At 58.6% G+C, this 18,939-nt stretch carries 16 protein-coding genes; 9 read left to right on the top strand and 7 right to left on the bottom strand.

Translation table 11 applies throughout. The features are described from left to right. Nucleotides 1-19 precede the first annotated feature (19 nt). A complete protein-coding gene (locus tag ACN6NG_RS14140) occupies nt 20-928 on the top strand; it encodes a LysR family transcriptional regulator (protein ID WP_474314564.1) in 909 nt (302 codons plus the stop codon). Between the two features lie 40 nt (nt 929-968). On the opposite strand, the gene ACN6NG_RS14135 is transcribed toward ACN6NG_RS14140, so the two are convergent. Continuing rightward, nucleotides 969-2,423, bottom strand: coding sequence for an MFS transporter (locus tag ACN6NG_RS14135; RefSeq protein WP_474314561.1), 1,455 nt, complete (start codon nt 2,421-2,423; stop codon nt 969-971). A 14-nt stretch (nt 2,424-2,437) separates the two neighbouring features. On the opposite strand from ACN6NG_RS14135, the gene ACN6NG_RS14130 reads away from it, so the two are divergent. Beyond that, the gene (locus ACN6NG_RS14130) at nt 2,438-3,301 is read left to right on the top strand and encodes a LysR family transcriptional regulator (RefSeq protein ID WP_257645085.1); all 864 of its coding nucleotides are present in this window, start codon (nt 2,438-2,440) and stop codon (nt 3,299-3,301) included. A 94-nt stretch (nt 3,302-3,395) separates the two neighbouring features. On the opposite strand, the gene ACN6NG_RS14125 is transcribed toward ACN6NG_RS14130, so the two are convergent. The 5 genes from ACN6NG_RS14125 to ACN6NG_RS14105 all read right to left on the bottom strand — a co-directional run bounded on the left by ACN6NG_RS14125 (nt 3,396) and on the right by ACN6NG_RS14105 (nt 9,025). Then, complete coding sequence (locus tag ACN6NG_RS14125; protein WP_240459582.1) at nt 3,396-4,004, bottom strand: cupin domain-containing protein; 609 nt, start codon at nt 4,002-4,004, stop codon at nt 3,396-3,398. A gap of 37 nt (nt 4,005-4,041) precedes the next feature. Further along, nucleotides 4,042-5,142, bottom strand: coding sequence for a porin (locus tag ACN6NG_RS14120; RefSeq protein ID WP_474314559.1), 1,101 nt, complete (start codon nt 5,140-5,142; stop codon nt 4,042-4,044). A gap of 468 nt (nt 5,143-5,610) precedes the next feature. After that, a complete protein-coding gene (locus tag ACN6NG_RS14115) occupies nt 5,611-6,885 on the bottom strand; it encodes an MFS transporter (RefSeq protein WP_014861950.1) in 1,275 nt (424 codons plus the stop codon). A gap of 58 nt (nt 6,886-6,943) precedes the next feature. Beyond that, entirely contained in the window at nt 6,944-8,098 is a 1,155-nt protein-coding gene (locus tag ACN6NG_RS14110) for an acyl-CoA dehydrogenase family protein (protein WP_014861951.1), read from the bottom strand. Between the two features lie 60 nt (nt 8,099-8,158). Beyond that, nucleotides 8,159-9,025: an IclR family transcriptional regulator gene (locus ACN6NG_RS14105; protein WP_474314557.1), complete on the bottom strand. Its 867-nt coding sequence runs from the start codon at nt 9,023-9,025 to the stop codon at nt 8,159-8,161. 237 nt (nt 9,026-9,262) lie between these two features. Here ACN6NG_RS14105 and ACN6NG_RS14100 point away from each other — a divergent pair, with 237 nt between their 5' ends. Genes ACN6NG_RS14100 through ACN6NG_RS14075 form a run of 6 tightly spaced genes read left to right on the top strand, consistent with a single transcriptional unit; the run spans nt 9,263 to nt 15,805 of the window. Beyond that, nucleotides 9,263-10,048: an enoyl-CoA hydratase gene (locus ACN6NG_RS14100; RefSeq protein WP_180688073.1), complete on the top strand. Its 786-nt coding sequence runs from the start codon at nt 9,263-9,265 to the stop codon at nt 10,046-10,048. A 3-nt stretch (nt 10,049-10,051) separates the two neighbouring features. Further along, the gene (locus ACN6NG_RS14095) at nt 10,052-11,581 is read left to right on the top strand and encodes a 3-hydroxyacyl-CoA dehydrogenase (RefSeq protein ID WP_474314554.1); all 1,530 of its coding nucleotides are present in this window, start codon (nt 10,052-10,054) and stop codon (nt 11,579-11,581) included. Nucleotides 11,582-11,604: 23 nt separating this feature from the next. Further along, on the top strand, nt 11,605-12,807 hold the full coding sequence (locus ACN6NG_RS14090) for a 3-oxoadipyl-CoA thiolase (RefSeq protein ID WP_474314551.1): 1,203 nt from the start codon (nt 11,605-11,607) through the stop codon (nt 12,805-12,807). Nucleotides 12,808-12,833: 26 nt separating this feature from the next. Beyond that, nucleotides 12,834-14,072 carry a CaiB/BaiF CoA transferase family protein gene (locus ACN6NG_RS14085; protein WP_474314549.1) on the top strand — a complete coding sequence of 413 codons (1,239 nt, stop codon included), beginning with the start codon at nt 12,834-12,836 and terminating at the stop codon, nt 14,070-14,072. Nucleotides 14,073-14,097: 25 nt separating this feature from the next. Then, on the top strand, nt 14,098-14,847 hold the full coding sequence (locus ACN6NG_RS14080) for an electron transfer flavoprotein subunit beta/FixA family protein (protein ID WP_474314547.1): 750 nt from the start codon (nt 14,098-14,100) through the stop codon (nt 14,845-14,847). Between the two features lies 1 nt (nt 14,848). Further along, nucleotides 14,849-15,805 carry an electron transfer flavoprotein subunit alpha/FixB family protein gene (locus tag ACN6NG_RS14075; protein ID WP_474314545.1) on the top strand — a complete coding sequence of 319 codons (957 nt, stop codon included), beginning with the start codon at nt 14,849-14,851 and terminating at the stop codon, nt 15,803-15,805. A gap of 46 nt (nt 15,806-15,851) precedes the next feature. Here the strand turns inward: ACN6NG_RS14075 and ACN6NG_RS14070 are convergent, their stop codons facing one another. After that, nucleotides 15,852-17,720, bottom strand: a complete 1,869-nt coding sequence (locus ACN6NG_RS14070) for a sigma-54-dependent Fis family transcriptional regulator (RefSeq protein ID WP_061203294.1) — start codon at nt 17,718-17,720, stop codon at nt 15,852-15,854. A 316-nt stretch (nt 17,721-18,036) separates the two neighbouring features. Between ACN6NG_RS14070 and ACN6NG_RS14065 the strand changes: the two genes are divergently transcribed. Continuing rightward, complete coding sequence (locus tag ACN6NG_RS14065) at nt 18,037-18,837, top strand: SDR family NAD(P)-dependent oxidoreductase (RefSeq protein ID WP_014861960.1); 801 nt, start codon at nt 18,037-18,039, stop codon at nt 18,835-18,837. Nucleotides 18,838-18,939: the final 102 nt, after the last annotated feature.

Here is an 18,939-nt window from a genome sequence, read left to right as displayed (position 1 = left end):
TCCTCAATGAGCGTTACCTATGTCTTCCAGTGATAGTTTTGCCGGCATTCATACATTCGTCACCACTGCCAAATGCGCGAGTTTCACAGAGGCGGCAGACCGCTTGGATATTTCCAAATCAGCGGTAGGCAAGGCGATTGCCCGCCTGGAGCAACGGCTGGGTGTGATGCTGTTTCACCGCACCACCAGGAGGTTGTCGTTAACGGCTGATGGGGAGGCTTATCTGGCTGCCTGCAGCGGCGCGCTGGACGAAATCCGTGATGTTGAAAATTGCCTGACTTCCAAGGCACATGAACCTTCTGGGCAACTGCGTGTGGACATGCCGGTAGCGCTGGGGCGCAAAATGATCTTGCCGATCACCTTGGAGATTGGGCAGCGCTATCCGGGGCTTACATTCACACTGACGTTCAATGACCATCTCATCGACCCTGTGGAAGAAGGGGTGGATCTGGTTATCCGCTTTGGCGACCCAGGCGACCAACAAGGCTTGATCGCCCGTCCATTGACGCGTCAACGCCTGATTATCTGCGCAGCCCCCGCTTATTTGCAGGCGCGGGGCACACCGCACTCACTGGAAGAAATTGACCAGCACGCCTGTATCGTTACATACCGTCGGGGGCAGCCCTTGGGCTGGCGGGTAATGAGGGATGGTCAGGCTGCGCGTATCGTGCCACCTGCTACACACCAGATTGGCGATGGTGCGGCAATGATCGACGTTGCCCTCGCGGGCCTGGGTTTATGCCAGATGCCGTTGTGCGTTGTGCAGGAGCACCTACAGGCGGGTAGGCTGGTGAGTGTGCTGGAAGCCTTCGAACCCGCTCCGGTGACGGTCTACGCATTGTGGCCAAAAACCGCGCACCTGCGGCCCAAGGTGCGTTGCCTGATCGATACGCTGCTTGAAATGGGGGAGAGCGGCAAACTTGAATGAGCCGTTGCAGAAGCGTTATCGGGGGCAATGTTGCAACATCTCAGTGTGCTAGCACCGAGCTGCGCACCTTGCGCACTAGCCATAGATTTGTCACCAGGCACAGTGCCAGCGCAGCCACGCACAAGAGCATTGATGTCGACATACCTTGCGTGAAGGCGGGACGCTCGGCATGAGCAATCAAAAGGCCGAAGATGGCCACACCCAATACCCCTCCCACTTGTCTTGCAGATGACATCAGGCCAGAGGCGATCCCGGCGTCTTGCTGGGTTACCGCCGCAAGCAGGGTGTTGTTCATCGAGGGTACAGTAGCTGCGCTGCCAATCCCGACGATAATCAGCGCTGAATCCAGCATCCAGCTAGCGCTGTCAGGGCTGATCCGCGACAGTATCAGGAAGCCGCATACCTGCAAGCAGGTCCCTAGGGTCATGATCCGCAACGCGCTGAAGTGGCGCCCAAGCCGGGCCGAAGCCAGCGAGGAGAGGGTCATGACAGCCGTGAGAGGGATGAACGCAAGGCCTGTTCGGACAGCGTCATAGCCCACTATCGTCTGGAAATAAATGCTCAGGACGAAGACGACCCCGTAAAACGTGAAGTTGATCACCGACCCCGTGAGCATCATCGCTATAAGCACGGTGTTGCGTGCAAGGCGAACGGGAATCATGGGGGCAGCCACTCGCTGTTCGATCAGCACAAATGCCAACAGCACCAGGCAAGAAAGGGCGAGCACCGACAGTGGTATCAGCGACCAGCCTCGTTCACTTGCCTCGGTCAGGCCGTAGGTCAGCAGCGCCAATGCCAGCGCGATGGTCACTTGACCATACACGTCTATGCGTTTTTCTACCTTGGGTGAAGCCGGCGTGTAGCGCAACGTCAATGCGATGGCCAACAGGCCCAATGGGATGTTGATCAAGAACACGCTGCGCCAGCCCAGATGCTCGATCATCAGTCCGCCCAGCACCGGCCCGGCCGCTAGGGCAATACCTCCGCTGGCTCCCCATAATGCCACTGCCGCTTTGCGCTGTTCGGGGTTGGTAAAGTTGAGTCGTAGAAGGGTGAGTGAAGTGGGAATCATCAATGCCGCACCTAACCCCTGTACGCAACGAAAGCTGATCAGCTGAACCATGCTGCCAGCGAGACCGCAACCCAGGGAGCTCAAGGTGAAAACGATGAACCCGCCGACGAACACCGGTTTGGCGCCCAGCTTGTCGCCGCAACTGCCGCCAAAAATCAGCAAGGCCGAGAAGGTCAGTGCATAGCTGTTGATTACCCACTGCAAACAAGTGAGGTTGGTGTCAAATGCTGCCTTCAAGGCGCCCAAACCCACATTGACCACGCTCACATCCAGTTGCACGACGAAGAAGCCCAGGCATGCAGCCATCTGGATGGCGGAGAGTTTTGTTGCTTTGTACATGGCAAACCAGAAGGGGGATGGAGATGGATCGAGATTAAAGCTTGCCATGCCATGCGTAAATACTAGAATCTGCGTACTTGCCATGCAGGTTTGCATAGATGATGAACTGGGAAGATTTGCGCTTTTTTTTGGCCATAGGTCAGTCCGGCACACTGTCGGGCGCAGCACGCGCCCTTCAGGTAGACCAGGCAACGGTGAGCCGACGTTTGATAGCCCTGGAAGCCAGTCTGGGGGTGCGCTTGGTCAACCGCCTGCCACGGGAAGCACAATTGACGGCTGCGGGACAGCAAGTACTCAAGCAAGCCATGGAGATAGAAAAGTATGCCTATAGCGTGAAGCGCATCACGGCTGGCTTGGGGGAGCAAGAACGTACGACCGTATCCATCTCTGCTCCACCTATACTCGCTCGCCACTTTCTGGCCCCGCATCTGCTGTCGCTGTCACAAAAACTTGAGCAGGCCAAGTTGTCCATTTTGAGCGAATCCCATTTTGCTTCATTGGCTCGTATGGAGGCCGACCTGGCTGTTCGACTCGCTACCGGCTCAACAGACACGGACATCATCAAGAAAGTGGGTCGTGTTGATTTCGCACTGTATGCAGCACGCACGTACCCATATCCGTCAGAGCCCGAACGCTGGGAGTTTGTGGGGTATACAGAGCGCCAGAAGGATTTCGATCATAAGCGTTGGTTGTACCACGTGATTGGCGAGCGGCGGGTAAGCTGTGAGGTATCTGACCTGAGCAACCAGTACGAAGCCGCCTGTTCGGGCATCGGTGTGGCGGGACTGCCATGTTTTTTAGCGGATAGAGATGAGCGCCTGGTGCGCTTGGACGCCCATGAGACACTGCTCTCACTCAATATATGGATGGCCATTCACCCGGATCGCCGGAATGATGCGCTTATTCGCCGAACGATGGTGGCCATCATCGAGTTAGTTGAAGCGGTGGGATTATCCCACTGAAAATCTAAACAGGCATGGAAGGGGTGAGGCGACAACCACTGCATACCTCCCATGTCCATCGAGGAAACCACCGCTTACCGCCTGAGCACAGCGGTCACTCAATGTGTTCGAATTCTGGCTTTTCGTTTTTGTCTGGCACTGACAGTGGCGTACCTTCAACCCCTGCGTAAGCCACTATGACAACGGCCTCCTCATCACCGGTTACGCCGCGGTGACTTGCGCCAACCGACTCCGGAAAGGCCTCGCCAGCTTTGACAACAAGCGACTTTTTGCTAAGTCTATCTTCAATGGTCAGTTGACCTGATATCACGTAGGCAATGTTGGCAACAGGGTGGTGATGCCACGGCAGCGCCGTGTGAGGCGGTATTGTAATTTTGAGTAAGGACAATTGAGGCTGGCCGGATGGGTAGGGTGCATATTTGACACCTTCCCAGGATGTTGTGCTGTTCACTACAACTTTCGCCTTTGGCGCAAGTGCCTCACTGGCCTTTACGCTGCTGAGCAGGGTAAGGCTGATCAGGGCAGCGGCGATAACTGACTTGAGCGCGATCAAAGGGGTCGACCTGTCAGGGGTAACGCAACGCGATATTTCAGTCATGGCTTGGGGACCTATCTTGTTGTTTTGAGCCTTCATCGTGTATGGAAAGTGGAAGGCGGTATTGAACTGGGCATGTTTTTCATAGAACAAAAATTGCAACGCCATAGCCGGACGCCGGTATCGAGCCCTACAGCATGCTTGTTCAGAAGTGGTAATACATGCCCACAGCCAGGTTGCGGGGATCATCACCGGATTCCTCCACTGGAATTCCGGCGTAACTCGATGACGATTTCATCTTGTTGGCAATCATGGCTACACGGCCATAAATCGCCCAATTGGGTTTGAGAAAATGATCGTAGCCAATCATCACGCCCGTGGCATTCTTGCCCCCGGTCTCCACGTCACGCTGCACCACCATCAGGCGCGCGACATCGGTTTTGCCAACCGGTGCCATGAAGCCCAGCGTCCAGGCCGTCATGCTCGGGGTGTCATGTTGATCCACATCTTGTCGTTGCCACGTCAGGCTGGAAGAGAACGGGCCGAAGTCGTAGAACGCAGAAGCGCTTTTGAAGTAGTTGTGTGTCTGGCGCTCGTGACCATTGTCATTCCAGGGATCACTGAGGTAGTCGTTGAACGAACCCAGCAGCATCATGCGGGCGTTGGCGTACTGAACCTTCACGCCTTTACCGCGTACGGTTTTGCCAGCACTTGCAGTGTCATCGAAGCCAAAGGTTACTGCCGTACCCACGCTGAAACCGGCCACCGTGGGCGTGGTATACGCCAGGGTGTGCTTGGGACGCATATCCAGGTAGTAGGCGCCTTTGCCTGACGGCGGCAGGGTCAGGAATGTGTATGGCGAACCGTACACGGCCAGGAAAGGGTCGGCGTAGCTGGGGGTGCTCATGTTGTAGGTTTTACCGAACTCTAGCTTGCCATACCGCTTCGAACGCAGCGCTGCTACCGCAAGGCGAAGCGTGCCGATTTGCTTCCAGTGTTGCTCCAAGGCCTCCCCATTGAGGTTGAAACCCTCTTCGACATCGAGTTCCAGCACCGTGTCTTCAGCAAGTGCTTTGCGCATGTAGAGGCCCAGTTTGTTGGTCCACGCGCCACCACCCTCGACACGCAGGCCTTCATGGTGCTGCGAATCATGGTATGAGGCAAAAGCGTCCACGGTCCCGTACAGTTTGAGTTTATCGTCGTAACCTTTGTCGACGTTGTAGTACCCGAATCCCGATGCAACTCTTCCCAGCGCCGGGAAACCCTCTGCGTTGGCACCCTGTGCAAGACCAAGGCCGACCATCATAAGCGCAAGTAACGGGCGTCGCTCGTGTAGACAAGTGCACATGCCTGAGACTCCTCCTGTCTCAATGAACCTGTGTGCAGCCTCCCTAAGATTTCAGTGCGCGAACATTAACTATTTGGGCGCTTCATGTTATTTGGGCAATGAGGGGGTCTAGATGAGCTGAATAGACCGGTAGCGCGTTGTTGGCTGAGCGTCGAGATGCGTTTGGAAGGCAGTGGGCAACCTGCAATGAGCAACGATTTACGCTGAAAACTGATGCACACGGCTATGGCACGCATGCCAGATGCACTTGAATCGAGCATTTTTATCGCTGACATCTGAGGGTCTTACGAAAATGGTTAAGCCCTTGCGTAAAGGGCAAGACTCGACGGCATGATTCTTACCATGCGCAGCAGCAACTGGCGGCCCACTGAGCAATCCGTGCGTTGCTGCCCACAACCGGGGCAGCCTGCGCGAACGCTTGATCCTCTATTGCCTCTGAGGGTCGAATTGTTTGTCCTTGATGAACAGTGCCGGAATGACGCCACAAATGAAGTAGGCAGCCCCCATCACCAGGAAGCCCACACCTATCGAACCTTGCGACGCCAGGAAACCAATTGCAGCGGGCGCGATCGCAGCGCCCAGGCGGCCCACATTATAGGCACCGCCCACTGCAGACCCACGCACCTTCGCCTCGAAGCTTTCAGTCATGTACGTAGCATTCACGCCATAGGGGATGCCATACAAGAAGCCAAAGACCACCAGCATCCAGAGGATATTGTCCTGACTCTGAAACAATACGATCACTGGCAGAAACACTGCGGTACCCAGTGCGCCGAAGGTAAACACCGTTCTGCGCCCTATACGATCGGCCGCCATGCCGGCGAGCACCTTGCCCAGGATCATGGCTGTGTATGTACCCACCATGTAACCGGCCATTGATTTGAGATTCAGGCCCAGCTCGCTTTCCAGGTAAGACGGCATCCAGTTATTCACGCCGTAATAGCCGAACTGCAGAAAACCGGCGGTAAGCGTCCAACAGATGAACATGCGGCAAGCCTGCGGGTCAGCGAAGATCTGTTTATACATGCTGCCTGGCTTTTGCACCGGCCCGCTCTGATGCCCTGCAATTCTTTGCCGCGCGCGCTCGGCCTGTGCTTTGATCCAGGCTTGCGGCTCGGGTACAAAGTACTGCATCAGCACCGCCAGCCCTACCGGAACGATCGCGATATAGAACAGCATCCGCCAGCCATGGCTGGGTAGAATCCAGCCAGCCAGCAATGTCGCGACAATGTAGCCCACTGACCATCCGGCCTGCAGTGTACCCAATACGGTGGTGCGGTAACGGGTGGGGACGTATTCGGACATCAACGTGTTGCAAGCAACGTACAGAGCGCCGATCCCCAGCGAGGCCAGGAACCGGACGACCGCGAATTGCCAGTAACTCTGGGTCAAGCCCAAGGCAGCGGTACCGACGGAGAACAACAGGATGCTCCAAACCACCGTTTTGACCCGGCCGAAACGGTCACAAGCCCAGCCGCCGTAAATTCCGCCGATTGCCATTCCGGCCAGGGTAAAGCTTCCCAGGCTGCCGGCTTCCACGTTTGTAAGGCCAAACTCGGCCTTCAGGCTGTTTAGGCTGTACGACAGCAGCATCAAGTCAGCGCCGTCGATCAATAATCCCAGAAAACAAAAAATGAAAACCAGGATCCAGGTACCAGACTTGGCACGCGCAACAGCGCCTGCCTGAGAAACAGCGTCCATAGCGTCAACCTTATTGTATTTATGGTGGGTTCAGCGCTGAAGCTAAACAGGCGCGACGTCAGCCTTGAGCGTCACGGATCATGTTCCGAGCAATCACGATCTGCTGGATCTGAGTGGTGCCTTCATAGATACGGAACAGCCTGACATCCCGGTAGAAACGTTCGATCGCGTATTCACTGACATAGCCGGCACCGCCATGTATCTGTACGCAGCGGTCTGCAACGCGGCCGCACATTTCTGTCGAGAACATTTTGGCGCAGGAGGCTTCGGTACTGACGTTCTGGCCATTGTCGCGTTTACGAGCCGCATCGACCACCATGCAGCGGCTGGCATAAATTTCTGCCTTGCTGTCGGCAAGCATCGCCTGGATCAACTGAAATTCGGCGATAGGTTTACCGAACTGTTTACGCTCCAACGCATAGCGCAAGGCATCATCGAGCATCCTTTCAGCCGCACCGATGCTCAACGCAGCGATATGCAGACGTCCTTTGTCGAGCACTTTCATGGCGGTCTTGAAGCCCACGCCCTCGACTCCCCCGATCAGTTGGCTCGCGGGTACTCGTGCGTTTTCGAAGATCACGTCGCAGGTGTGGGCGCCTTTATGACCCATTTTGTGATCAGGCTTACCCAAGGAAACACCCGGCGTACCGCGCTCGACGATGAATGCGCTGATCCCACCTGCACCTTTGATATCGGAGCTGGTCCGCGCCATCACGGTGTAGATTCCGGCGTGAGGGGCATTGGTGATGAACCGCTTGGTGCCGTTGAGCACATAGCTGTCGCCATCACGGACAGCGGTGGTCTTGAGTGATGCGGCATCCGAACCCGCGTCGGGCTCGGTCAGGCAGAAGGAACTGAGCAGTTCACCACTGGCCAGTGGGGGCAGGTAACGCTGTTTCTGTTCTGCAGTACCGTCAAGCAGGATGCCGATCGAGCCGATCCCGTTGTTGGTACCAATGTAGGAGCGAAAGGCTGGGGATGTGCGCCCCAGCTCGAAGGCGATGTTGACCTCTTCTTCCATCGTGACACCCAATCCGCCAAATTCTTCCGGCAGTGTCAGGCCGAACAACCCCATGGCTTGCATCTGCTCGACGATGTCCTGTGGAATCGTGTCGGTGTCAGCAACCTCATTTTCACGGGGGATGAGGACTTCGTTGACGAACTGACGAAGCGAATCCAAGAGGATGTCCAGGGTTTCGTTATCACGGATCATGTGCGCTCCTAACGCTCGCAGGCGAGCGGGTCTTTATCAGGGCGCCGTTACTCCGTTGTGTCAGCGAGCAGCGGCACCAATGTTGTTAACCATGTTGATCAGGCGAGGCCCGATATCGTCCATCAGTCGTTCACGGGGCAGCTGAAAGCTCGGCCCACCGCAGTTGAAGGTCAGCAACCCGTACTGCGGGTGTAGCAACGGCACCGCTACCGAGTTGACGTCGCGATGCCATTCACCGATCGAGAGGCAGAAGCCATAGTCGGTGTAATCCCTGAATGCCCGGTCCAGGCCTTTGCGAATCGACGGCCACTGGTCCGACTCGCGCTGGCGTATGTGATCGAGCAGAAACTCCCGTTCGGTTTCCGGCATTGCCGCCAGGCAGGCACGGCCTACCGAACTCTGTGCCAGTGGCAAGTAGCTGCCGATCTGGCGGCGCATCGTCGTGTTGCCTTGGCCCTGCACCACGTCCAGATAGACCATCTGCAGGCGATCGCGGGAAGCCATGGCGACTGCTGCCTGGGCATGGTTGGCCAATGCCTCCATCAATGGATGAGCCACCGCACGAATCGACAGGTTCGACAGCATGGCGTAGCCAAAGCCCAGTACACCGACATCCAGTTGATACTTGCCTGAATGCACTTCTCGCTTGAGGCAGCCCAGACGCATCAGCGTATTGGTGAGCCGCGTCACAGTCGGTTTGGGCAGGCCGGTCATGCGCGCCAGGTCCTGATTGCCCAGCACGTTGTCGCGCGGTGTGAAACAGCGCATCAACTCCAGACCACGCGCCAGTGCCGTCACGAACTGACCGCTGCTGTCGTCTTCGCCCATGGAGCTTGCGGGGTCGACCATGCCCATCCTGAGTAACCCGATTTCGTCTGCTCCCGTTGTGCTTTCTGTGGTCGGCTGACCTGCCTTGTTGCGAGCCATGGTAGAACCTCATTTCAGAAGAATGCAAGAAAATAAAATCCGGTTTCGCCTGACGAAATTATAGAGTGTGCGCCTTCAAATACCAAGTGCTTCCTAGCTGACTGGTAACTATCTGTAAGTAAAGGCTTTTATAACTTTAAGCGCATTTCCTGTTTACAGCCTTTTGCGCTCGTCCCTATGATTGATAGCAAATACGGTATCCAGTTCCGCCTAGCGAAACTAAAACAAGAGGTCGCTATGAACTCCCCACCAGAAGCTGTTGTACGCCTGAACATTCAGGAAAATGCCGTTGCAGTCGTCCGTATCGATCGGCCCGAAGTCAAGAACGCGCTCAATGGTGCGGTGCGTGAGCAGTTGGCAGAGATTTTTCGGGCATTGGCCGCCGATAACCGCGTTCGCTCCATTGTCCTGACTGGCGATGAGCAGTGCTTTGTGGCTGGCGCCGATATCCGCGAGTTCGCCCAGGCCAGCCCCGTGCAGATGTACCTTCGCCACACCGAATACCTTTGGGACGCCATCGCTCGCTGCCCCAAGCCAGTCATTGCGGCCGTCAACGGGTTTGCCCTGGGTGGTGGCTGTGAACTGGCGATGCACTGCGACATCATCGTCGCGGGTCAATCAGCACGCTTCGGTCAACCAGAGGTCAAGCTAGGGCTGATGCCGGGCGCTGGTGGTACTCAACGTTTGATCCGTGCTGTCGGAAAATTCCAGGCAATGCGCATCGCGCTGACCGGTTGCCTGGTGCCAGCGCCCGAGGCGCTCGCCATGGGCATGGTCAGCGAAGTCGTGAGCGACGATCGCACGCTGCCCCGTGCACTTGAACTCGCCGCGCAAATCGCCGAGCTGCCGCCCTTGGCTGTCGCCCAGATCAAGGAGGTGATGCTGCTAGGTGCGGATTTACCCCTAGACAGTGCTTTGGCCTTGGAGCGCAAGGCATTTCAATTACTGTTCGACTCCAGGGATCAGAAAGAGGGCGCCTGCGCCTTTCTTGAAAAACGCAAAGCCAGCTTTTCGGGAGAGTGACGCATGACACACGAGATCAGGCGAATGGCAGTGGTGGGGGCGGGGATCATGGGCACTGGCATCGCCCAGATTGCCGCCCAGGCCGGCATCGAGGTTGTACTGTTCGACAACCGCGAAGGCGCGGCCCAGGCTGCTCGCGACACCTTGAGCCAAACGATGGACAGGCTGGTAACGAAAGGCAAGCTGACTACCAACGATGCCCAGGCGACGCTTGAGCGTTTGAGAGTAGCAACAGCCTTGCCCGAGCTCAGTGACGTCGACCTGGTAATCGAAGCGATCATTGAGCGGCTCGATGCCAAGCAAGCGCTGCTGGCACAGCTGGAGGCCGTTGTAAGGGATGACTGCATTCTGGCAACCAATACGTCATCGCTGTCGGTGACCAGCATCGCACGGGAATGCAGGCATCCCGAGCGGGTCGCGGGCTTCCACTTCTTCAACCCGGTGCCGCTGATGAAAGTGGTCGAGGTCATCGATGGTTTGGCCAGTGATCCGAGCGTCGGGGACCGTCTGCAGGCACTGGCCGCGCGCATGGGCCATCGGGGCATCCGCGCCAAAGACACCCCAGGCTTCATCATCAATCATGCGGGGCGTGCATACAGCACCGAAGCCTTGCAAATTCTCAAGGAAGGCGTTGCGCCGCCGGCGGAAATCGACCGAATTCTGCGTGAGGGTCTCGGCTTTCGCATGGGGCCACTGGAGTTGTTCGATCTGACGGCGCTTGACGTGTCCCACCCAGTAATCGAGTCGATCTATAACCAGTTCTACCAAGAGCCCCGTTACCGTCCCGCCGCGCTGACCCGGCAAATGCTCGACGCCGGTTATGTCGGGCGCAAGGTCGGCCGTGGATTCTACCGTTATGCAAACGGCCAGATGATCGATGCGCCCCAGGCGCAAGCTGTCCCCGCAGTAGAGGCAATGCCTGCGGTGTGGCTGGGGACGGAGAACGAAACTGACCGCAACAGGCTCAGCGCACTCCTCAGGCAACTGGGCGCACAGATAGGGGAGGGCGCCGAGCCCTCAGATGCGGCACTGTGCCTGCTGGCGCCCTACGGTATTGATGCCAGTTGCGCTGCGCAGCGCTTCGGCGTCGATCCGGCGCGAACGGTGTGCATCGATCCGCTGCTCGATCAGGCGCGGTATCGCACGCTGATGCTGACGCCTGCTACTCGTGTGGATATGCGCAATGCGGCACATGCGCTGCTGGCGCGTGATGGCGTAGGTGTCAGTGTGATCAATGACAGCGTCGGCTTCGTCGCCCAGCGGGTGCTGGCAATGATCGTCAACCTGGCGGGCGATATCGTTCAGCAGGGCATCGCCAGCGTTGAAGACCTGGATGAAGGCGTGCGACGCGGGCTGGGTTACCCGCAGGGGCCGTTGGCCTGGGGTGACAGCATTGGCGCCCAACGCTTGCTCACCATCCTTGAGCGCATGACGCAATTGACCGGCGACCCGCGCTATCGCGCCGGCCCCTGGTTGCGCCGTCGCGCAACCCTGGGCCTGTCCTTGTGTCATCCAGAACCCACACTGATCTGACTTTCTACGTTTAGGATACTGCCATGCTCGATGCTTATATCTTTGCGGGGTTGCGTACGCCCTTCGGCCGCCACGGTGGTGCACTGGCTGCGGTGCGACCAGACGATCTCGCTGCCCATGTGATCCGGGAATTGCTGGCACGGCACGCCATCCCTGGTGACGCCATCGAGGACGTGATCCTCGGCAACACCAACCAGGCGGGTGAGGACAGCCGCAATATCGCGCGCCACGCAGCGCTGCTTGCCGGATTACCGGTAACGGTTCCGGGCCAGACGGTCAATCGGTTGTGCGCCAGTGGTTTGGCAGCGGTCATCGATGCCGCCCGTGCGGTCACCTGCCAGGAAGGTGAACTGTTCGTGGCCGGCGGGGTGGAAAGCATGTCGCGTGCGCCTTTCGTCATGGCAAAAGCAGAGGCGGCTTATAGCCGAGACTTTTCGGTGTATGACAGTACGATCGGCGCGCGCTTTCCGAATCCGAAGATCGTTTCGGAGTTTGGCAATGACAGCATGCCGCAGACTGGCGACAACGTAGCTCAGGAGTACGGTATTGGGCGGGAGCACGCTGACCTCTTCGCGGCCCGCTCGCAGGCCAACTACGAAGCCGCGCGCGCTAGCGGTTTCTTCGACGACGAGTTATTGAGTGTCAGCGTGCCGACTGGCCGCAAGACGCCCCCAAACCTTGTGGATCATGACGAACACCCGCGGCCACAATCTGACATTGCGGCCTTGAGTCGCCTGCGGCGTTTGCACGAAGGGGGTGTAGTCACCGCTGGCAATGCCTCAGGTGTCAACGATGGTGCCGCCGCTCTACTGATCGGCACGTCGGCTGCAGGAGAACGTCACGGTTTGGTGCCCATGGCACGCGTTCTCTCTAGCGCGGCTGCGGGCGTGGCGCCGCGCATCATGGGTGTTGGTCCGGTTGAGGCAATCAACAAAGCCTTGGCGCGTGCCGGCCTGACACTGGCGGACATGGATATCATCGAAATCAATGAAGCATTTGCCAGCCAGGTGCTGGGTTGCCTGAAAGGTTTGGGGCTCGCCTTCGATGATCCGCGGGTCAACCCCAACGGTGGCGCGATTGCGGTGGGGCATCCCTTGGGCGCTTCCGGTGCGCGCCTGGCGCTGAGCACGGCGCGGGCACTGCAGCACAGTGGCAAGCGTTACGCCGTGGTGAGCCTGTGTATCGGGGTCGGCCAAGGGCTGGCAATGGTTATCGAACGCGTGTAAAGCCGCTTCTGCAAAGGTGAAATGACATGGGTGCTTTGACTGGATACCGCGTGCTCGACTTGAGCCGTGTACTTGCCGGGCCGTGGTGTGGGCAAACGCTGGCCGACCTTGGGGCAGAAGTGATCAAGGTGGAACGACCGGGGGCAGGTGACGATACCCGTGGTTGGGGGCCACCCTGGATGAAAGGTCAGCATGACCAACTGACCTCGGAGGCCTCTTATTATCAATCGACCAACCGCGGCAAGTTATCGGTTGCGCTGAACCTGGCCAGCCCCGAAGGGCAGGCATTGGTGCGCGCCCTGGCGACCGACTGCGATGTGCTGATCGAGAACTACAAGGCCGGTTCTCTGGCCAAATATGGCCTGGACTACGCCTCGCTGTCGCAATTGAACCCCCGGTTGGTCTACTGCTCCGTCACAGGCTTCGGCCAGACGGGGCCACGTGCCGCAGAACCTGGCTACGACTTCATCGTACAGGGCATTGGTGGCCTGATGAGCATCACCGGGGAGCGCGATGACCTGCCCGGCGGTGGGCCGCAAAAGGTCGGAGTAGCCTTTTCCGACCTGATGACCGGGCTGTATTCGACGGTGGCCATTCAGGCTGCGCTGCTCAGCAGGGAAAAGACCGGTGTGGGGCAGCACATCGACATGGCGCTGCTGGACGTTCAGGTAGCGACCTTATGTAACCAGAGTCAGAACTACCTTGCCTCGGGGAAACCTCCTGGGCGCTATGGCAACGCTCACGCCAACATCGTGCCCTACCAGGTGTTCCGTGCAAGTGATCAGGACTTCATCATTGCCTGCGGCAACGACTCGCAGTTCGTTGCGCTGTGTGAGGCAATTGGGCTGCCGCTCCTACCTGAAGACCCGCGTTTCACACGCAACGCTGACCGTGTGGCGAATCGGGAGGTGATCATCGGGATCCTCTCGCGGCATTTCCTCGAGGGGCGTGCAGAGGATTGGATCAGCCGTGTGCACCCCCGCGGTGTGCCGATCGGCGCGATCAACAGTATCGCCCAAGCCCTGGACGAGCCTCAGGTCAAGGCGCGCAACATGCTGGTCACTATCCCTCATCCACTGCAGCCAGATTTCGTGACGGTTGGCAGCCCGATCAAGTTGTCGGGCACGCCGGTGGAATACCTGCGTCCTGCGCCGATGCTCGGTGAGCATACGGACGAAGTTCTCAAGCGTCAGCTAGGGCTGGATGACGAGCGCCTTGCGCAACTGAAAGCGCTAGGTGTGATCGAGCAACTGGGTGAGCGCTGATCTCTATTTTGCTGTGGAGCTATACATGAAAGTCCTTGTAGCCATCAAACGAGTGGTCGACTACAACGTCAAGGTTCGCGTCAAGGCGGACAACTCCGGCGTCGACCTTGCTAACGTCAAGATGTCCATGAACCCCTTCTGCGAAATCGCCGTGGAAGAAGCCGTACGCCTGAAAGAGAAGGGCGTGGCGAGCGAGATCGTCGTCGTCTCCGTCGGCCCGACCACTGCCCAGGAGCAGCTGCGTACTGCGCTGGCACTGGGTGCTGATCGTGCCATCCTGGTCGAAGCCGCCGATGAGCTGAATTCGCTGGCCGTGGCCAAGGCGCTGAAAGCCGTTGTCGACAAAGAGCAGCCGCAGCTGGTCATTCTCGGCAAGCAGGCCATCGACAGTGACAACAACCAGACCGGCCAGATGCTGGCCGCGCTGACCGGCTACGCCCAGGGCACCTTCGCCTCCAAGGTCGAAGTGGCTGGCGACAAGCTGAACGTCACCCGTGAAATCGATGGCGGCCTGCAGACCGTATCGCTGAACCTGCCAGCGATCGTCACCACCGACCTGCGCCTGAACGAGCCGCGCTACGCGTCGCTGCCGAACATCATGAAGGCCAAGAAGAAGCCGCTGGAGACCGTCAAGCCTGACGATCTGGGCGTTTCCCTCGCCTCCACCAACAAGACCCTGAAAGTCGAAGCGCCGGCTGCACGCAGCGCAGGCATCAAGGTTAAATCGGTGGCCGAACTGGTCGAGAAGCTGAAGAACGAAGCGAAGGTAATCTGATATGACTATCCTGGTTGTCGCTGACCTTCTAGAAGGTCCGGAAGCCGGCGCCGTAGCCCCGGCCACCCTGAACACTGTCGCTGCAGCCGCCAAGATCGGTGGTGATGTGCACGTCCTGGTCGCTGGCCAGAACGTCGGTGGCGTTGCCGAATCCGCTGCCAAGATCGCCGGCGTTGCCAAGGTGCTGGTGGCTGATAACGCCGCCTACGCCCACGTCCTGCCGGAAAACGTCGCGCCGCTGATCGTTGCTCTTGTTGAACAAGGCGGGGCCAAGGGTTACAGCCACGTGCTGGCCCCGGCCACCACCAATGGCAAGAACATCCTGCCGCGCGTTGCCGCGCTGCTGGACGTGGACCAGATCTCCGAGATCCTCTCGGTCGAGTCCGCCGACACCTTCAAGCGCCCGATCTATGCCGGTAACGCCATTGCCACCGTGCAATCGAGCGCTTCGATCAAGGTCATCACCGTGCGTACCACCGGCTTCGACCCGGTTGCTGCCGAAGGTGGCTCGGCTGCTGTTGAAGCGGTGAGTGCCGCGCACAACGCCGGTATCTCGGCCTTTGTCGGTGAAGAGCTGGCCAAGTCCGACCGCCCAGAGCTGACCGCTGCCAAGATCGTCGTTTCCGGCGGCCGCGGCATGGGCAACGGTGACAACTTCAAGCACCTGTACAGCCTGGCCGACAAGCTCGGCGCGGCCGTCGGCGCTTCGCGCGCTGCGGTCGACGCAGGCTTCGTGCCGAACGACATGCAGGTCGGCCAGACCGGCAAGATCGTTGCGCCACAGCTGTACATCGCCGTCGGTATCTCCGGCGCGATCCAGCACCTGGCCGGCATGAAAGACTCCAAAGTGATCGTTGCGATCAACAAGGACGAGGAAGCGCCGATCTTCCAGGTGGCTGACTACGGCCTGGTCGCTGACCTGTTCGAAGCCGTGCCTGCGCTACAACAGGCCCTCTAGGCCCAAAAGAACACCAGGCGTCAGTGGCAGTGACGCCGGGTGAGCGTTAGTCGTAGGAGCCCTTGCCCGGCATTTTGATGCCGTGCATATTCACCTTGCGATACAGTGTCGCGCGAGAAATCCCGAGTTCCTGTGCGGCCAGCAGCGGCTTCCAGCGGTTGCGCACCAACGTGTCGATCAGGGCCTGGCGTTCAGGGCTGCCAGAGGCGGTCTGTGCACCTTTGGCGGGGGCCGCGACACTCAGCGAGGTGGGAAGATCCTCAACACAGATGACGTGGCTTTTGCACACGGCGCAGGCGTATCGCAGCACGTGGTGCAACTGCCGCATGTTGCCTGGCCAGCTGTAATTCAGCAGCAACTCAAGTGCCGCTTCGCTCAGTTCCAGGCGCTCTCCAGAACGTTCGCATTCTTCATCCAGCAACTTGGTGATCAGCGCCAGCTTGTCTTTGCGCTCGCGCAGCGGCGGTATATCAAAACGCGCGCCACTCAAGCGGAAGAACAGGTCTTCACGAAAGGCGCCCGTTTCCACCAGCGTAGCGATATCGCGATGGCTGGCGCAGATGATTTCAATATCAATCGCCTGCGGCCGTGCGCCGCCCAGTGGCGCGACTTCGCCCTCGCTCAAGACCCTAAGCAGCCGAGTCTGCAAGGTGAGCGGCATATCTCCGATTTCATCCAGAAACAACGTACCGCCATCAGCCTGCACCAACAGCCCGCGCATACCTTTGCTTGAGGCTCCGGTGAACGCCCCCGCCGCATATCCAAACAGTTCGCTTTCGATCAGGTTCTCAGGGATGGCAGCGCAGTTGATGGCGACGAAGGCCTTGTCGCGACGTTTACTGGCTCTATGCAACTGCATGGCAAAGTGTTCTTTGCCGGCTCCGGTTTCGCCATGAAGCAAGACCGGAAGCCCCCGGTCCTTGACTCGCACTGCCAGTTCGAGTGCTTGCGCCACCTTGGGGTCGAGTGCCGACGACAGATCGCTTGCCACCGACACCGCAACCGGGCGGCGGGGGGCCTTGAGCCGCACATGTAGCCCCATCGAAGGCAGGAAATGGATGTTGTCATCACTTGCGGCGGGCAGTTGCACGGACGCAAAGGCCTCGTCGATATGTGCAGGAACCTTCCCACAACGCTGAATCAGCAGGCGTCGTGCGGCAGGGTTGAGTGCTGCGATCCGGCCATCGCGATCCCACGCGAACAGGCACAATGGCTGGCTGTCAACGTAACCGGGCAGCGGGTGCGCACGCAGTACCCACAAGTCTTGGGTGCTGTACATGAAGTAGGCATTTTCCAGGTCGCTGGCGCTCTGGATAACCATTTGCCGAATCAGATGTTGGCTGCGCCGATCATCGGGCGCCCGCACAGACGAGACATCCAGCACTGCCAGTAGCTCACCGTTGGGTGAAAAGATCGGGGCTGCGGAACAGGTGTTGCCGATGAATGCTGCTCTGAAATGATCTTGTTTGTGCACCGTGACAGGAAGTTTATCGATCAACACGGCGCATACCGCCGTGGTGCCCTCTTCATCTTCAGACCAACAGGTGCCGACATCCATGCCAGCGCGGCGGTACTCACTGCGCAGGTTCGACTCGATTCGGTAGTCAACCGTACAACCCAGCGTGTCGGTCAGCATCACGCAATAGTCGGCGTCCCGCACTCGGCTGTGAAGCCGCGAGATTTCATTCGCGGCAAGCTGCAAAAAATCTTCAACCCGTTCGCGATGCTCATTCAGTTGATGGGCTTCAAGCACCCTGGGGCCGTGCAGTCCACCCGGGTCGAGCTTGTAGTGCTGCGCCGAGCGGCGCCAGGAATCAAGGATGACATTGGGCACCGGCAGCGTCGGTGCGTGTTCGGCAGTGCGCAATACGCGATTCACATGCTCGACGTGAACCTTTGACAAGCCAGAGGACATGGAACCTCCGTAGATTGGATCTTATTTTTTTGAGAAGTCCATTAAAGGCCGGACGGCAGTGCCCTTCAAGCTGAATCGGCTGACCGGGTGATATGAGACATAACATCTCAGTGTTCGCAGGGGGAGTCGGGGCCCGAGAGACGTTATGTGTTGAATCGAACGCGTCCGTGACACGCCATGTTCGAACCTTGAGCTGTCTGGCACGGGCTTTTGGGGCCGTTTTATCAATCTTGGCACCGGGCTTGCTCTTACTGTTTCAGCGAGCCGCATGAGACGGCTCTGTCTCAACAACAATAATGAACATGAGAGGCGTCAAATGAGCCAATTCAAAGCTGTCGAGTTTTCCCTGGCTGGCAAGGTCGCATTGGTGACGGGTGCTGGACGTGGGATTGGTCAAGGTATCGCAATGAGCCTTGCCCACGCTGGCGCTGACCTGGTGCTGGCCGATTACGATATCGGTATTGCCGAAGAAGCCGCAGCCAATGTTCGTGCTTTGGGTCGTCGTGCAGTTGCCCTCCAGGTGGATGTCAGCCAGCCCGAAAGCGTGGCCGGCATGATCGAACAGGTCAGGTCGGCATTTGGCCGCCTTGATGTGGCCGTCAACAATGCTGGCGTGGTCAGCCTTGGCCGAGTCGAGGAGTTGGCCGTCGGCGAATGGGACCGCGTCATGAATATCAACGCCCGTGGCGTCTTCCTGTGCTGCCAGGCCGAACTCAAGCTGATGCGCGAGCACAATTTCGGCCGCATCATCAATCTGGCCTCGATCGCCGGCAAAGTGGGTTTTCCCGATCTTTCCCATTACAGCGCCTCGAAGTTCGCCGTGATCGGCTTCAGCAATGCATTCGCCAAGGAAGTCGCGCGCGAGGGCATTACGGTCAATGCGCTTTGCCCTGGTGTGGTGGGCACCGGGATGTGGCGCGGTGATGAAGGGCTGTCGGCCCGCTGGGCCCAACCTGGCGAAACCGAAATCCAGTCCTGGGAGCGCCATCAGTCCAGCTTGCTGCCTCAAGGGGAAGCACAAACCGTGGAGGACATGGGCCAGCTAGCGGTTTATCTGGCATGCGCGCCACACGTCACCGGCCAGGCCATTGCCGTGGACGGCGGCTTCTCGCTCTAGCCGATCCTGCGGCCCGCCTTGGGTCGCCAATCACACAGTAAGGATGAACTTTCTTGAGCGATGGCTCAGGGAGGCGGGGACTTATTGCCTGCAGGTTCGGGC

It is taken from the genome of Pseudomonas sp. TSO6, from assembly GCF_056098905.1.
Note: the sequence above shows the minus strand (reverse complement) of the source record. Positions and strands in the feature narration are given on the sequence as shown.

Excerpts from the sequence above, each read along its gene's own strand:
- ACN6NG_RS14140 (WP_474314564.1), top strand. The coding sequence starts at position 20 with ATGTCTTCCAGTGATAGTTTTGCCGGCATTCATACATTCGTCACCACT.
- ACN6NG_RS14135 (WP_474314561.1), bottom strand. The coding sequence starts at position 2,423 with ATGGCAAGTACGCAGATTCTAGTATTTACGCATGGCATGGCAAGCTTT.
- ACN6NG_RS14130 (WP_257645085.1), top strand. The coding sequence starts at position 2,438 with ATGATGAACTGGGAAGATTTGCGCTTTTTTTTGGCCATAGGTCAGTCC.
- ACN6NG_RS14125 (WP_240459582.1), bottom strand. The coding sequence starts at position 4,004 with ATGGCGTTGCAATTTTTGTTCTATGAAAAACATGCCCAGTTCAATACC.
- ACN6NG_RS14120 (WP_474314559.1), bottom strand. The coding sequence starts at position 5,142 with ATGATGGTCGGCCTTGGTCTTGCACAGGGTGCCAACGCAGAGGGTTTC.
- ACN6NG_RS14115 (WP_014861950.1), bottom strand. The coding sequence starts at position 6,885 with ATGGACGCTGTTTCTCAGGCAGGCGCTGTTGCGCGTGCCAAGTCTGGT.
- ACN6NG_RS14110 (WP_014861951.1), bottom strand. The coding sequence starts at position 8,098 with ATGATCCGTGATAACGAAACCCTGGACATCCTCTTGGATTCGCTTCGT.
- ACN6NG_RS14105 (WP_474314557.1), bottom strand. The coding sequence starts at position 9,025 with ATGGCTCGCAACAAGGCAGGTCAGCCGACCACAGAAAGCACAACGGGA.
- ACN6NG_RS14100 (WP_180688073.1), top strand. The coding sequence starts at position 9,263 with ATGAACTCCCCACCAGAAGCTGTTGTACGCCTGAACATTCAGGAAAAT.
- ACN6NG_RS14095 (WP_474314554.1), top strand. The coding sequence starts at position 10,052 with ATGACACACGAGATCAGGCGAATGGCAGTGGTGGGGGCGGGGATCATG.
- ACN6NG_RS14090 (WP_474314551.1), top strand. The coding sequence starts at position 11,605 with ATGCTCGATGCTTATATCTTTGCGGGGTTGCGTACGCCCTTCGGCCGC.
- ACN6NG_RS14085 (WP_474314549.1), top strand. The coding sequence starts at position 12,834 with ATGGGTGCTTTGACTGGATACCGCGTGCTCGACTTGAGCCGTGTACTT.
- ACN6NG_RS14080 (WP_474314547.1), top strand. The coding sequence starts at position 14,098 with ATGAAAGTCCTTGTAGCCATCAAACGAGTGGTCGACTACAACGTCAAG.
- ACN6NG_RS14075 (WP_474314545.1), top strand. The coding sequence starts at position 14,849 with ATGACTATCCTGGTTGTCGCTGACCTTCTAGAAGGTCCGGAAGCCGGC.
- ACN6NG_RS14070 (WP_061203294.1), bottom strand. The coding sequence starts at position 17,720 with ATGTCCTCTGGCTTGTCAAAGGTTCACGTCGAGCATGTGAATCGCGTA.
- ACN6NG_RS14065 (WP_014861960.1), top strand. The coding sequence starts at position 18,037 with ATGAGCCAATTCAAAGCTGTCGAGTTTTCCCTGGCTGGCAAGGTCGCA.